Origin of the sequence: Pseudomonas chlororaphis, assembly GCF_001921865.1 — a bacterium.
In the GTDB taxonomy this organism is placed as follows: domain Bacteria; phylum Pseudomonadota; class Gammaproteobacteria; order Pseudomonadales; family Pseudomonadaceae; genus Aquipseudomonas; species Aquipseudomonas chlororaphis_D.
Window position 1 is genome coordinate 180,955 of sequence record NZ_MSCT01000018.1, and the last position, 16,005, is coordinate 196,959.

Annotated in this window: 2 protein-coding genes; one reads left to right on the forward strand and one right to left on the reverse strand. The window is 65.9% G+C overall.

Translation table 11 applies throughout. The features are described from left to right. Window positions 1-13 precede the first annotated feature (13 nt). Window positions 14-2,497, forward strand: coding sequence for a TonB-dependent siderophore receptor (locus BTN82_RS19745; RefSeq protein WP_075120782.1), 2,484 nt, complete (start codon window positions 14-16; stop codon window positions 2,495-2,497). A gap of 282 nt (window positions 2,498-2,779) precedes the next feature. Here the strand turns inward: BTN82_RS19745 and BTN82_RS19750 are convergent, their stop codons facing one another. Further along, the gene (locus BTN82_RS19750) at window positions 2,780-16,000 is read right to left on the reverse strand and encodes a non-ribosomal peptide synthase/polyketide synthase (RefSeq protein WP_075120783.1); all 13,221 of its coding nucleotides are present in this window, start codon (window positions 15,998-16,000) and stop codon (window positions 2,780-2,782) included. Window positions 16,001-16,005: the final 5 nt, after the last annotated feature.

Consider the following 16,005-nt stretch of genomic DNA (forward strand, 5'->3'; position numbering starts at 1 on the left):
CCTATAAGAGCGCATGAGCATGCCCGCACAACATCGACTGACTCCTTTGGCCAAAGCCCTCCTCTGCCAGGCGTTCTCGCCGAGAATGGCTTCCCGCACCCTGGGCCTGGCCCTGACCCTGCCCTTGATGGCCCAGGTCCAGGCTCAGGAAATTTCGTTCAACATCGCCTCGCAGTCCATGGCTTCGGCCCTGCAGGAGTTCGGACGCCAAGCCAACATGCAGGTGCTGTACAGCCCCGACGATGTGCAGGGCAAGCGCAGCAACGCGCTGACCGGCAGCTATGCCCCGGAGCGGGCCATCGCGGCGCTGCTCAACGGCACCGGGGTGGCCTACAACCTCAAGGACAATTCGATCACCATCCTCAACCGCGCCTCCAGCGGCTCGCTGGAACTGGGGACCAGTTTCATCAACGGCAAGGGCCTGGACGGCAAGACCGAGGACACCGGGTCCTACACCACCGGGCCGATGCAGAGCGCCACCAAGCTGGCCCTGACGGCGCGGGAAACCCCGCAGTCGGTCACGGTCATCACCCGCCAGCGCATGGACGACCAGAACATGCGCTCCCTGGAAGACGTGCTCAAGGCCACCCCGGGCATTTCCACGAACAAGGTCGGCCCGCAGCGACCGACCTTCTACGCCCGGGGTTTCGCCATTGAAAACCTGATGGTCGACGGTTTGTCCAACGACCTGAGCCACTACCTCAGCCGGGACATGAACTCCACCCCCGACATGGCGATCTTCGACCATGTGGAAGTGGTGCGCGGCGCCACCGGCCTGATGCAGGGCGCGGGCAACCCGTCGGCCGCGGTGAACATGGTGCACAAGCGTCCGACCGCCACGCCGCGCGTCAGCGTCACCGGCAGCGCCGGCAGCTGGGACAACTACCGCACCGAGTTCGACGCCTCCAACGCGCTGAACGAAAGCGGCACCCTGCGCGGCCGGATCGTCACCGCCTACCAGACCCAGAACAGCTTCCAGGACTTCGTCAGTTCCGAGCGCTCGGTGTTCTACGGCATCACCGAGGCCGACCTGAACGAAGACACCACCCTGACCTTCGGCATCTCCAACCAGAACGCCAACAACAACAATTCCTGGGGCGGCCTGCCCGTTGCCCGCGACGGCAGCGACCTGCACCTCAAGCGCTCCACTTACCTGGGCAGCGACTGGGAATACTGGGACCAGGACAACACCACCGCCTTCACCCGCCTGGAATACCGCTTCGCCAACGACTGGAAAATGCTCCTGGCCGCCAGCAAGAGCTGGTCGGACCTGGACATGCATGGCTCCATCCCGATGCGCACCTGGCAAAGCGACTACAGTGAATTTGGCCAGAACATCGGCCGCTACGAATATGAAGACCAGCAAAACAGCTACGACGGCTATGTCTCCGGCCCCTTCTCGCTGTTCGGCCGCACCCATGAACTGGTAGTGGGTGCCAGCAGGCGCGACCTGTCGTTCAAGGGCAAGGGCAACCCCAGCGACTTCGAGACCAACACCAATATTTACCGTCCCAGCGGCATCCCCAAGCCGGACATGAGCGCCACGCCCTGGACACAGCATCGCACCAGCGAGCTGGAAAGCACCTATGTCACCACGCGCCTGAACCCTGCCGATGACTGGAAAGTTATCCTCGGCGGGCGGCTGGACTGGTACGACTACGACGTCACCACCACCTGGAACGGCAAACCGAACTCCTCCAGCCTGCCCAACAAGGTCACCCGCAACCTGACCCGCTATGCCGGCGTGATCTATGACCTGGACCAGCATCACTCGGTCTATGTCAGCTACACCGACATCTTCAAGCCGCAGACCGAACTCGACGCCTCCAACAACGCCCTCAAGCCCATCGAAGGCAAGAACTACGAGATGGGCATCAAGGGCGAGTACTTCGACGGCGCCCTGAACGCCAGCGCGGCGATCTTCCGCATCGACCAGGAAAACCGCGCCAAGGATCTGAACCCCAACCAGTGCAACCCAGTGGGCACCACCTGCTACGAAGCCGCGGGCGAAGTGCGCAGCGAAGGTATCGAACTGGAAATCAACGGCTCCCTGGCCCCGGGCTGGGAGCTGGGCGCCGGCTACACCTACGCCTCGGTCAAGTACACCAAGGACACCGACCCAGCCAACGAAGGTCGCCTGTTCGACACCGATATCCCACGCCATGTGTTCAAGGCCTTCACCACCTATCAGCTGCCCGGCGACCTCAACCGCTGGACCATCGGTGGCGGCGTGTATCGGCAGAACACCATCTATAACAAAGGCACCAATGATCTTACCGCTCCACCGCCCTACGACTACCGCATCGAACAAAAGGCCTACACCCTGGTGGACCTGATGACCAGCTACAAGGCCTCGGAGAATGTGATCGTTCGCCTCAACATCAACAACCTGTTCGACAAGCGTTACTACCAGAGCATCAGCAGCAACACCGACTACGGCAACAACTTCTACGGCGATCCGCGTAACGCCATGGTCACCGTCGGCTGGTCGCTCTGATCCTCCTCCCCGAGCCCGGGGTCGGCGCCAACGGCGGCTGACTCCAACGGCGGTACTCCCCACGTCAGGCCTGGCAGCGATGCCCGCCTGGCGTTTTTTTTGCCCTCGTTTCCCCGCCTCCAATGCGCTCGCTGAACACCGCCCCAAGGCTGGTGCGTACCTGTGCCGGCATGCTTGCGTCCATGAGGAACGGCAGCAGGCCGCGCCAACAGCAAGCCGATACCTGACAGCCAGAAACGACAAAGGCCCGGACCGTTACCGGTCCGGGCCTTTGTCGGCGACTCAGTTCAAGTGGGTCAGCAGCTGCTCCCTGAAGCTCTCCAGCAGCGCCGCGCTGTCCGCCATCGCTTCATGGCCGACCTCGATCCTGCGCGAAGCCGCCATCTGCCCGCCCGACACCTCGCGGCCAATGGCCTGCTCCAGGGTATCGATACGTTCGCGGGCATAGTCGCCGGACCACCACAGGTGCGGCGCGACCTGCAACGGACGGTAGGCATAGGCCGCGGACAAGGCGCTCAAATCGTCGAACACCGCGCCGACCAGCGCCGCGTCGAACTCGGCCTTGAACAACCCGGCCGCACGCGCAAGCTCGCCCGGTTCGAGGGCAATATGCCGGGATACCCAGCCGTGGATGCTCTGCCAGTTCAACTCCGCCTCCTGCCTCAGCCGCTGCTCGATCGACTCGGCGCTGGCCGGGAACAGCAGGCACAGCTTGTCGACGATCGCCCGCCACTCGGACTCGGCCGTCACCTTGACTGGCAGCGCCTGCTCCTCGACCCGATCGCCCGCCTCCTGGGGCGGCGTCGGGTCGAGCAGGCCGAGGAAACGCACGGTCTCGCCGACCGCCTCCAGCTCGCTGGCCACGTCCATGGCGATCGACCCGCCCAGGGACCAACCGGCCAGGTAGTAAGGCCCGACCGGCTGCACCTTGCGGATGCTGGCCACGTAGCGCTGGACCATCGCCAGCCATGAAACCTCTGTCCAGTCGGCTTGCAGGTAGGACTGATGCAACACGCCGTACACCGCGCAACGGTCGCGCAACCGCGCCGCCAGCGGCAGGTAGCCATACACGCTGCCCCCCGCCGGGTGGAAGCAGAACAGCGGCTGACCGGAACCGCCCAAGGCGATGACGTTGTCCGCGGCAGCGGCCTGGCCGGCGTCGATGACGGCCACCAGTTGCCCGACGGTCGGTGCGGTGAACAGCGCGTTGATGCTCAGTTTCAGCCCCAGGGCCTGGTTGATCGCACCGATCAGGCGCAAGGCATCCAGGGAGTGGCCGCCCAGCTCGAAGAAGTTGTCGTTCAGGCCCACGCGCTCGACCTCGAGCACCTGGGTCCAGATCGCCGCGAGCTGTTGCTCAAGCTCGCTCTGTGGCGCGCTATAGGCCTGCTGCAACAGGCTGGCATCGGCCTGGGGCAGCGCTTTGCGGTCCAGCTTGCCGTTGGGGCTCAACGGCAGGGCCTCAAGGAACAGCAGATGGGCCGGCAACATGTAGTCCGGCAGCACCGCCTTGAGCGCCGCCTTCAACTGCTCGCGCAACGACGCCTGGTCTTCCTGGCTGTCAGCCGCCACCACATAGGCCACCAACTGCGGACCGCCGGCCGCCTCCTGGGCCAGCACCACCGCTTCGCGCACCTGGGGCTGTTCCAGCAGACGGGCTTCGATCTCGCCCATTTCGATACGGAAACCGCGGATCTTCACCTGATGGTCGATACGCCCGGCGTATTCGATCACGCCTTCGGCGTCGTAACGCGCCAGGTCGCCGGAGCGGTACAGGCGCCCGCCGTCCTGGCTGAACGGGTCGGGAATGAAGCGCTCCGCCGTCAAGCCCGGACGGTCGTGGTAACCCCGGGCCAGCAGCTCGCCGCCGATCATCAGCTCGCCGATCACCCCGTTCAGCGGCAGGTGGCCGCTGTTGTCCAGCAGGTAGATGGCACGCCCGGGCAACGCCTTGCCCAGGGGAATCACCGCCGGCATCGGCTCGGCACCGCTCAGGTAAGCGCCGCAGTCATGGGCCGTGGCACTCACCGTGGCCTCGGTAGGGCCGTAGGTGTTGAGCAGGCAGACCTGATCCAGCCCGGCCTGTTTCCAGGCGGCCACGCCTTCCGCCGCCATGGCCTCGCCGCCCAGGTTGAGCTGGCGCAGACGCCCGAAGTGCCGTGGCCCCTTGGCCGCGAAATCCTTGCCGAGCATGAACCAGTAAGCGGTGCTCAAGTCGACGATGCTGATGCCCTGCTCGATCAGTTCGCGGTAGAAGGTCTCGCTGTCCCACAGCTCTTTACCGCGAATCACCACCGAGGCGCCGCAGATCAGCGCCGGGTACAACTGCTCGACGAAGGCGTCGAAGTTGAAGGTGGAGAATTGCAGGCCGCGGTCCTCGGCGGTCATCTTGAAGTGGCTCGCGGTGGCCCGGGCGTGCTGGCTCAGCGCGTCCTGGGTGATCCCCACGCCCTTGGGCCGGCCGGTGGAACCGGAGGTGTACATCACATACGCCAGGTTCTGCGCGCTGCTGCGCTCGGGCGGGTTGCCCAGGGCATAGCCGTCCAGCCATTCGTGGCTCAAGTCCAGGCACAGGTGCGGTACGTCCACCGCACCGCACAGGCGATCGAGCAGCGGCGTCTGGGTCAGCAGCAGTTGAATGCCGCTGTCCTGCATCATGTAGTGCAGGCGGTCCTGGGGGTATTCGGGGTCCAGCGGCACATAGGCGCCGCCGGCCTTGAGCACCGCCAGCAGGCCGACAATCATGTCCAGCCCGCGCTCCACGGCGATACCGACCCGGACATCCGGGCCGATGCCCAGCTCGATCAGCTTGTGCGCCAACTGGTTGGCCCGCTGGTTGAACTGCCGGTAGCTCAGTTGCCGGCCGTCGCACAGCAGCGCCACGGCATCCGGGGTGCGCTGGGCCTGGGCCTCGATCAATTGCTGTACGTTCAGGTCGCGACCCACGTGGGTGGCCGCCTGGCGCGACGTCTGCTCGATCGTCGCCCGCTGCCCGTCGTCGAGCAGCGACAGCTCGCCCAGGCACTGCCGGGGGTTGCCGACCATGGCCAGCAGCACCTGCCGCAGCCCCGCGGCCAACTGCTCGATCGCCGCGGCACTGAAGTGCTGCAAGGAATAGCTGTAGTCGAACGACAAGCGCTCCGCGACGAACACCGACAGGGTCAGCGGGTAGTTGGTCTGCTCAACGTTGCCCACCGCGCCGAATTGCAGCTGCGCCGGCGAACCCTGCTCCAGGGCTTCGGACACCGGGTAGTTCTCGAACACCAGGATGTTGTCGAACAGGGCATCGGCCCCCAGGCCGGCCCAGCGCTGCACGTCGTACAGCGGTGTGTGCTCGAAATCGCGCAGGGCCAGGTTGCGCGCCTGCACCACCTGCAACCAGTCGCTCAACGACTGCTCCGGACGTGGCGTGGCCACCACCGGCAGGGTGTTGATGAACAGGCCGATCTGCTGCTCCACGCCCTTGAGTTCCGCGGGGCGCCCGGACACCGTGGCGCCGAACACCACGGTGTCCTGCCCGGTGCAGCGTTGCAGCAACAGCAGCCAGGCGGCTTGCACCAGGGTGTTGACCGTGACTTTCTGCTGCCGGGCGAACTCGCTCAGGCCGCGGGTCTGCTGGGCGTCCAGGGTGCAGGCATGGCTGGCCTGGCCGCTTGGCTGCGGCGCCTGCACACCCGCGGCCATGGCCTGGGCCAGACGGGTCGGCTCATCCAGGGCCAGCAGTTGCTGCTTCCAGAAGTCCTCGCCGACCTGGGCGTCCTGGCGTTGCAGCCAGGCGATGTAGTCGCGGTAGCGCCCGGTCAGGTGCGCGGGCAATTGACCGGCATAACGTTGCAGCACTTCGCCAAGCAGCTGCGAGTTGCTCCAGCCGTCCATCAGGATGTGATGGTTGGTGTAGATCAGGTGGTAACGCTGCTCGTCGAGCCGCACCAGGGTCAGGCGCAGCAACGGCGCCGCCGCCAGATCGAAGCCGCGCTGGCGCTCGGCCGCCGCCAGGGTGTCCAGCGCCTCTTGCCGATGCGCCTGGGCACGCCAGTCGTGCTCGACGCAGTCGAGGGTGGCCTGTTTGTACACCACCTGGATCGGCGCCGGCAGTTCGCCCTGCCAGAGGAAGCCGCTGCGCAGGATGTCGTGGCGCTCCACGGTGGCCTGCCAGGCCTGGCGGAAGCGCTCGGGGTCGAGGCCGTCCACGTCCACCCGCAACTGGTTGATGTAGTCGCCGCCCTGCTCCTCGAACAAGGTGTGGAACAGCATGCCCTGCTGCATCGGCGACAGCGGGTAGAGGTCCTCGACCTGGGCCAGGGCCACGGGCAGGCGGTCCAGTTGCTGCTGGCTCAGGCCGGCCAGCGGGAAGTCCGACGGCGTGGCGCCGCGGTGCTCGGGCTGGCTGCAATGCTCGATCAGCGCCTGGAGCTCGCGGGCATAGTCGTCCGCCAGGCGCTGGATGGTCGACACGTCGAACATCCCCTGGCTGAAGCTCCAGCCCAGGCTCAGCTCGCCGCCGTAGACCTGGCCGTTGAGGGTCAGCCAGTTGCCCAGGGGCGCCTGCGGGCTTTGATCTTCGCCCTTGGCTTCGCGGGCCGGGACGAACAACGCCTGCTCTTCGTCGAAGCTGGCATCGAACTGGCCCAGGTAGTTGAAGGTGATGCGCGGTACGGCCAGGGCCGCCAGGGTCTGTTGCGCATGCTCGTCGCCCAGGTAACGCAGGGCGCCGAAGCCGATGCCCTTGTTCGGCACTGCGCGCAACTGCTCCTTGATCTGCTTGATCGAGTCGGCCAGGGCCGCCTGCGGCGTCAGCTTCACCGGGAATACGCTGGTGAACCAGCCCACGGTGCGGCTCAGGTCGATGCTGTCGAACAGCTCTTCGCGGCCGTGGCCTTCCAGTTGCACCAGGGCGCTGCTGTCGCCGGTCCAGCGGGTGATGACCCGGGCCAGGGCGGTGAGCAACAGGTCGTTGATCTGGGTGCGGTAGGCCGCCGGGGCGTCCTGCAACAGGCGCTGGGTGTCGCGCTTGCTCAAGCGGGTATCGACGCTGTGCGCCTGCCGGTTCTGCAACCCGTCGCGGCCGTGATCGCAGGGCAGGTCCGAGACCACGCCTTGCAACTGCGCCTGCCAGTAACCCAACTCCTGCTGCAAGGCCGCGCTGCTGGCATAGGCCTGCAACTGCTCGGCCCAGGCCTGGGTCGAACTGGACTTGGCCGGCAGCGCGCGCTGGCCCAGCAAGGCCTGCAAATCTTCCAGGAGAATCCGCCAGGACACCCCGTCCACCACCAGGTGATGGAAGATCAGCAACAAACGCTGGCTCTGGTCGGCCAGGGTAAACAGCACGCCGCGCAGCAGCGGGCCGCCTTCCAGGTTGAGGCTGCGCTGGGCCTGCTCGGCGGATTGCTGCAGCGCCTGCTCGTCGGCCACGCTGACCTGCCACAGCAGTTGCGCCTGCGCGTCGAACTCGGCGAAAGCAGCGTTCCAGGTCCCCTCGCGCTCGACAAAACGCAGGCGCAAGGCGTCATGCTGCACCGTCAGCGCCTGCAAGGCCGCGTCCACAACGTCCGCTTGCAGCGGCTGGGCCGGCTTGAGCAAGACCGACTGGTTCCAGTGATGACGTTCCGGCACCGGGGTGTCGAAGAACCATTGCTGGATCGGCAGCAGCGCCATGGCGCCACGCACCGGGCCCTGGTCGATCTGCAAACCGCCCTCGCCCTGCTCCGCCACCGTCGCCAGGCCTTGCACCGTCTGGTGCTGGAACAGGTCTTTCGGGGTGAAGCGAATACCCGCCTGACGGGCGCGGCTGACCACCTGGATCGAGATGATCGAGTCGCCGCCCAGCTCGAAGAAGTTGTCGGTGACGCCCACTTGTTCCAGCTTCAGCACATCGGCCCAAATGGCCGCGATCTGTTGTTCCAGTTCGTTCTGCGGCGCCACATAAGTCTGCTGCATCAGCTGTGCATCGACTTTCGGCAGCGACTTGCGGTCCAGCTTGCCGTTCGGCGTCAGCGGCAAGGCTTCGAGGAACAGCAGGTAGGTCGGCACCATATAGTCCGGCAGATTCTCCCGCAGGCGTGCCTTGATGCTCTCGCGCAGTTGCGCCTGACGCTCGTTGCTATGCGCCACGTCGGCGTCCACCGGCACGATATAACCCACCAGCTGCTGGCCGCTCGGCCCTGGCTGGGCGATCACCGCCACTTCCAGCACCGGGTCCTGTTCCAGCAGCCGCGCTTCGATCTCGCCCAGCTCGATACGGAAGCCGCGCACCTTGACCTGATGGTCGACGCGGCCAACGTATTCCACCAAGCCGTCGGTGCGGTAGCGGGTCAAATCGCCGCTGCGGTACAACCGCGCGCCGGTGGTGCTGTAAGGATCGGGGATAAACCGCTCGGCGGTCAGGCTCGGCCGGTCCAGGTAACCGCGAGCCACGCCCAGGCCACCCAGGTACAGCTCACCGGCCACGCCCACTGGCAACAGGTTGAGGTTGGCATCGGCCACGTAGGCGCTGCGATTGCCGACGATATTGCCGATCGGCGCGTAGGCCGCATCGCACGGATCGCCTGCCTTGGCTTTCCAGATCAGCGGGGTAACCACGGTTTCGGTCGGGCCGTAGCCGTTGAAGATGTATTTGGGCCGCAGCACGCGCCAGGCCAGGTCGTAGCTGGCTTGCGGCACTGCATCGCCGCCGAAGCAGTACACGCGCACCGCCGGTGGGTTGCCGTCGCGCTCGGCGTGCACCGCCAGTTGTTGCAGGTAGACCGGCGGGAACACGCCAACCGTCACCCCATAGCGATGCATCTGCTCGTAGGTGAATTCCGGCGACCACAGGCTGTCGTCGCGGATCAGCACGCTGGCGCCGTAGATCAGCGGGTGCATCCAGCCTTCGTGGGAGCCGTCGAAGGCGAAGGACATAAAGTGCAGTTCGCAATCCGCCGGGCTCATCTCGTAGCGTTCGCCGGTGGCCAAACTGTGCATGGCCAAAGGTCCGTGAGACACCGCCACGCCCTTGGGCAAGCCGGTGGAACCGGAGGTGTAGATCACATAGGCGAGGTTTTCCTCGGCCAGATCTACCTGCGGAGCACTGGCGGGATAGCTGGCAAAATCCGCGGCTCGCTCCACCGACAAGGTTGGCAAACCATCGGGAATCGGCAAGCGATCCAGCAGATGATCCTGGGTCAGCAGCAACCAGGCGCCGCTGTCCTGCATCATGTAACGCAGGCGGTCCTGCGGGTACTCGATATCCAGCGGCACATACACTCCGCCGGCCTTGAGCACGGCGAGGAAGGCCACCATGATTTCCGCGCAACGCGGCATGGCGATCGCCACCCGCACTTCCGGGCCGACGCCCAGCTCGATCAGCTTGTGCGCCAGTTGGTTGGCTTGAATGTCCAGCTCGCGATAGCTCAGGCGCTGCTCGGCGAAGAACACCGCCGGCGCGTCCGGGGCCTTGGCCGCCTGATCGGCGAACAGTTGATGAACGAAACGATCGGTCGGGTAGACCGCGTGGGTGTGGTCCCAGTCCTGGCGGATGCGCTGCTGCTCGTCCTGCGTCAGCAGCGGCAACTCGCCCAGGCCGGTTCGCGGATGCTCCATCAGGCTCAGCAACAGGCTCTGCAAGTGCCCGCCCAATTGCACCATCGCAGGCTCGGAGAACGACTCGCGGGCATAGATGAATTCGAACGACAGGCTCTCGCCGAGATTGACCGCCACCGTCAGCGGGTAGTTGGTCTGCTCAACGTTGCCCACCGCGCCGAATTGCAGTTGCGCCGGCGCGCCTTTTTCCAGCGCCTCGGACACCGGGTAGTTCTCGAACACCAGGATGTTGTCGAACAAGGCGTCGCCGCCCAGCCCGGCCCAACGCTGCACGTCGTACAGCGGCGTGTATTCGTAGTCGCGCAGCGCCAGGTTGCGCTCCTGCACCGCTTGCAACCATTGGCTCACGGTCATGTCCGGACGCGGCGTGGCCACCACCGGCAAGGTGTTGATGAACAGGCCGACTTGCTGCTCGATGCCCTTGAGCTCCGCGGGGCGCCCCGCCACCGTGGCGCCGAACACCACGCTTTCCTGGCCGGTGCAACGTTGCAGCAGCAACAGCCAGGCCGCCTGCACCAGGGTATTGATCGTGACCTTCTGCTGCCGGGCGAACTCGCCCAGACGCGCGGTCTGCGCCAGGTCCAGGTCGCGATGATGCTTGCCATGGCCGGTGCCGGCCGGAATGTCGGCGACCCGCGACAGCGCCTGGGTCAACCGGGTCGGCTCGTCCAGCGCTTGCAACTGCTCTTTCCAGAAGCGTTCGCAGGCCTGGGCATCCTGGCGTTGCAGCCAGCCGATGTAGTCGCGGTAGCGGCCAGGCGCATGGCTCGGCAACTGGCCGGCATAACGCTGCAGGACCTCGCCGAGCAACTGCGAGTTGCTCCAGCCGTCCATCAGGATGTGGTGGTTGGTGTAGATCAGGTGATGACGCTGGTCGTCGAGACGCACCAGGGTCAGGCGCAACAGCGGTACCGCGTCCAGCTCGAAGCCGCGCTGGCGTTCGGCGCTCGCCAGGTCGTCCAGCGCCTCCTGTTGCTGCGGCCGGCCGCGCCAGTCGTGTTCGCTGCAATCCAGGGCGATGTGTTTGTGCACCACTTGCAGCGGCGTCGACACCTCGCCCTGCCAGATAAAACCGGTGCGCAGGATGTCGTGCCGGTCGATGGCCGCCTGCCAGGCCTGCTGGAAGCGCAGCGGATCGAGGCCGTCGACGTCCACCCGCAGTTGGTTGATGTAGTCGCCCGCCGCCTGCTCGTACAGGGTGTGGAACAGCATGCCCTGCTGCATCGGCGACAGTGGGTAGAGGTCCTCGACCTGGGCCAGGGCCACGGGCAAACGGTCCAGCTGCTGCTGGCTGAGGCCGGCCAGGGGGAAGTCCGACGGCGTCGCGCCGCCCTGCTCCGGCGTGCAGCAATGCGTCACCAGGGCCTTGAGTTCCTCCGCATAGTCGTCCGCCAGGCGCTGGATGGTCGCGGCATCGAACATCTGGGTGCTGAAAGTCCAGCTCAGGCTCAGCTCGCCGCCGTAGACCTGGCCATCCAGGCTCAACCAGTTGCTCAGCGGCGCCAGCGGGCTCTGGTCCTCGCCCTTGGGCTCGCCGGTCGGCTTGAACAGGGCATCCTGCTCGTCGAAGCTGCCGTCGAACTGGCCCAGGTAGTTGAAGGTGATACGCGGCACGGCCAGGGCCGCCAGGGTGTGTTGCGCGGCCTCGTCGCCCAGGTAACGCAGGGCACCGAAGCCGATGCCCTTGTTCGGCACCGCGCGCAGCTGTTCCTTGACCTGCTTGATCGAGTCGGCCAGGGCCGCCTGCGGCGTCAGCTTCACCGGGAACATGCTGGTGAACCAGCCCACGGTGCGGGTCAGGTCGAGGTCGTCGAACAGCTCCTCGCGGCCGTGGCCTTCCAGTTGCACCAGGGCGCTGTCGTGACCGGTCCAGCGGGTGATGACCCGGGCCAGGGCAGTGAGCAGCAAATCGTTGATCTGGGTGCGGTAGGCCGCCGGGGCGTCCTGCAACAGGCGCTGGGTATGCGCCTTGTCCAGGCGCGAGCTCAGGCTGCTGGCATGTCGGTTCTGCAACGCCGTCGCCGGGCGATCGGTCGGCAGGCTCGATTCGACGCCTTGCAGCTGGGTTTGCCAGTAGCCGAGTTCCGCTTGCAGCGCTTCGCTCTTGGCATAGGCCTGCATGCGCTCGGCCCAGGCCTGGGTCGAGTGGGTCTTGGCCGGCAAGGCCAGGGGCTGGCCGGCGCTCAGTTGCGCGTGGGCCTGTTGCAGGTCTTCCAGCAGGATCCGCCAGGACACGCCATCCACCACCAGGTGATGGATCACCAGCAACAGGCGCTGGCTGCCGTCCTGCAAGGTGAAGAGCACGGCCCGCAACAGCGGCCCGTGCTCCAGGTCCAGGCTGCGCTGGGCCTCGATCGCCGGTTGCTCCATGGCCTGCGCGTTCTCCACCGCGACCTGCCACAGCAGGTCCGGCTGCTGGGCCACCTCGGCGAAGCGCGCCGTCCAGCCATCGGCGTGCGAACTGAACTGCACACGCAGGGCGTCATGCTGCACCAGCAGCGCCTGCAAGGCTTTTTCCACCACCTCGGCGCGCAAGGCCTGGGCCGGCTTGAGCAGCACCGACTGGTTCCAGTGATGCCGCTCGCTCATCGGCGACTCGAAGAACCACTGCTGCACCGGCAACAACGCCGTGGCGCCGCGCACCGGGCCCTGGTCGATCCGCACCCCGCCCTCGCCCCGCTCGGCCACCGTCGCCAGCCCCTGCACCGTCTGGTACTGGAACAGGTCCCGAGGGGTAAAACGGATACCGGCCTGACGGGCGCGGCTGACCACCTGGATCGAGATGATCGAGTCGCCGCCCAGCTCGAAGAAGTTATCGGTGACGCCGACCTGCGCAAGCTTCAGCACATCGGCCCAGATCGTCGCGATCTGCTGTTCCAGTTCGCTGTGGGGCGCCACATAGACGTGCTGCATCTGCTGCGCGTCGACCTTGGGCAACGCCTTGCGGTCGAGCTTGCCGTTCGGTGTCAGCGGCAGCGCTTCGAGGAACAGCAGGTAGGACGGCACCATGTAATCCGGCACATGTTCTTTCAGCGCGGTCTTGATGCCCTCGCGCAACGCCACTTGTGCATCGCCGGCCAGGGCCACCTCGGCGTCGGTGGGCACGATATAAGCCACCAGCTGCTGGCCATTGTCGCTGTCCTGGGCCAGGACAAACGCCTCGCGCACCGCTGCCTGCTGCACCAGCCGCGCTTCGATTTCCCCCAGCTCGATACGGAAACCGCGGACCTTCACTTGATGGTCGATGCGACCGATGTACTCGATCACCCCGTCGGCGCGGTAGCGGGTCAGGTCGCCGGTGCGGTAGGCCCGGCCACCGTCGGTGGAGAACGGGTTGGGCACGAAGCGCTCGGCGGTCAGCCCCGGGCGCGCCAGGTAACCGCGGGTCACCCCGGCACCAGACAGATACAACTCGCCGGCGCTGCCCACCGGCACCGGTTGCAGGTCAGGGCTCAAGATATAGCTCTGGGTATTGCTGATGGCCCGGCCGATATTGGCCTGGCCGCCCGCTTCGCGGCGGGTGTAGGTCGAGTACGTGGTGTCTTCCGACGGACCGTACAGGTCGTAGACATGCACCAGCCCCGGCTGCTGGTAGAGGGTGTCCACCAATGCCTGTTTCAGCGGTTCGCCCGCCAGGTTGATGATCCGCACGCTCGGCGGGATCTGCCCGCTGCGCTGCAAGGCGGCAATCGCCGACGGCACGGTGTTGATCAGCCGCACCCGGTCGCGGTCCGTCAGTTCCGGCAGCTCCAGGGCGTTGCGCGCCAGGACGATAAAGCCGCCGCTGGACAGGGTCACGAACAGCTCCCACACCGACAGGTCGAAGCAGATCGAGGTCGAGGCCAGTACGCCTTGCAGGTCGTCGGCGCTGTAGACCCGGTTCGACCAGTCGATCAGTGCCAGCACGTTGCGATGGGCAATCGCCACGCCCTTGGGCAGGCCGGTGGAACCGGAGGTGTAGATCACATAGGCCAGGTTGTCCGGGGTCGCTTGCGACAGCGGATTCTCCGTCGAATACCCATCCAGCCAGCCCGGCTGGGCATCCACTTGCAGGGTCCGCAAGGACTCCACCGCCGGCAGCACCGTGAGCAATGCACTCTCGGTCAAGAGGATCTGCGCCTGGCTGTCGCGCAGCATATGGGCCAGACGGTCCTGTGGATAATCCGGGTCCAGCGGCACGTAGGCACCGCCGGCCTTGAGCACCGCCAGCAGGGCCACGACCATTTCCGGAGTACGTTGCAGCGCCACGCCGACCCGCACTTCCGGCCCGACGCCCAGCTCGATCAGCTTGTGCGCCAGGCGGTTGGCCCGGGCATTGAGTTCCTGATAATTCAGGCTGTGCCCGGCGAACAACAGGGCTTGGGCGGTCGGGGTTTTCTGCGCCTGAAGCTCCACCAGCTGGTGCACGCAGCGCTCGCTGGGGAACTCGCCGGTCGGCGGCGTCCACTCGTGCAGGAGCTGGTGCTGCTCGGCGGCGCCCAATAACGGCAAGTCGCCCAGCCGCTGGCGCGGCTGCTGGACAATGCCCTGGAGCAGTTGCACCCAGGACTGGGCCAGGCGCTCGATGGTCGACGCCTCGAACAGGTCGGTGGCGTAGGTCAGGGACGCCCAGAGGCCGTCTTCGGACTCGAAGGTGTCCAGGGTCAGGTCGAACTGCGCCGCGCGCCCCTGCCAGCTCAGGGTTTCGATCGCGAGGTCGTCCAGGCGCTGGCTCTGCGCGTCCTTCTTGACCGCCGTCTGGTGGTTGAACATCACCTGGAACAGAGGGCTGTGGCTCAGGCTGCGCTCGGGGCGCAGGGCCTCCACCAGTTGCTCGAACGGCAGGTCCTGATGGGACTGCGCCATCAAGGCAGTCTGCTTGACCGCTTGTAGGAAATCGGTGAACCCCAGTTGCCCGTCGACCTCGGCCTTGAACACCTGGGTGTTGACGAAGAAGCCGATCAGGCGTTCGGTCTCGACCCGGCTGCGGTTGGCCGTGGGCACGCCGACGCGGATATCGGCCTGGCCGCTGTAGCGGTGCAGCAGCACCTGGAACGAGGCCAGCAACAGCATGAACAGGGTCGCCCCTTCGCGCTGCGCCAGTTGCTTGAGGCCCAGCCGCAGTTCGTCCCCCAGCGGGATATCGAACAACGCGCCCCGGTAGCTCTGGATCGCCGGGCGCGGATGGTCCAGGGGCAGCATCAGCAGCGGCTGCTCCCCGCCCAGTTGGGTCAACCAATAGCCCAACTGCCGCTCGCGTTCGCCGGCGTCCATCCACTGCCGTTGCCAGCTGGCATAGTCGGCGTACTGGATCGGCAGGTCCGGCAGGCTCACCGCGCGCCCCTGGCGGTAGCCGGCATAGAGCTGGATCAACTCGTCGACCATCACCCCCATCGACCAGCCGTCGGAAACGATATGGTGCTGGGTCAGCACCAGCACATGGTCGTCCGCCGCCACCCGCAACAGGCTGGCGCGCAGCAGCGGGCCGTTACGCAGGTCGAAGGGCGGCTGGCGCTCGCTGTCGGTCAGGGCATGGACCTGTTCCTCATAGGACAGGCCGCCGTCTTGCAGGTCGATGATCCGGATGTCCAACGGCGCCGGTGGCTGGACCACCTGCACCGCGACGCCATCTTCTTCGCAAAAGGTAGTACGCAGGGTTTCATGCCGGGCAATCAGGGTATCGAAGGCATGGCGCAGCGCGCCGAGGTCCAGTTCTCCCGTCAAGCGCAACGCCGTGGTGATGTGGTAGGCGGTGCTGTCGGGCTCCAGTTGCCAAAGGAACCATTGGCTTTCCTGGGTGTAGGAGAGAACCGGCGCCTCGTCGGCGCCGCGGCTGCTGATAGGAGCGATACCAAAAAGGTTGATGCCCTTTTCTTTAAGCAAAATCGCCAGGGCTTTTCTTTCTTTGGCAGAAAGCGTGCCTACCGAGTCGATTAAAGCTTGCATGTACT

Bases quoted from the DNA above. Each gene is read 5' to 3' on its own strand.
- BTN82_RS19745 (WP_075120782.1), top strand. From the start codon at position 14: ATGAGCATGCCCGCACAACATCGACTGACTCCTTTGGCCAAAGCCCTC.
- BTN82_RS19750 (WP_075120783.1), bottom strand. From the start codon at position 16,000: ATGCAAGCTTTAATCGACTCGGTAGGCACGCTTTCTGCCAAAGAAAGA.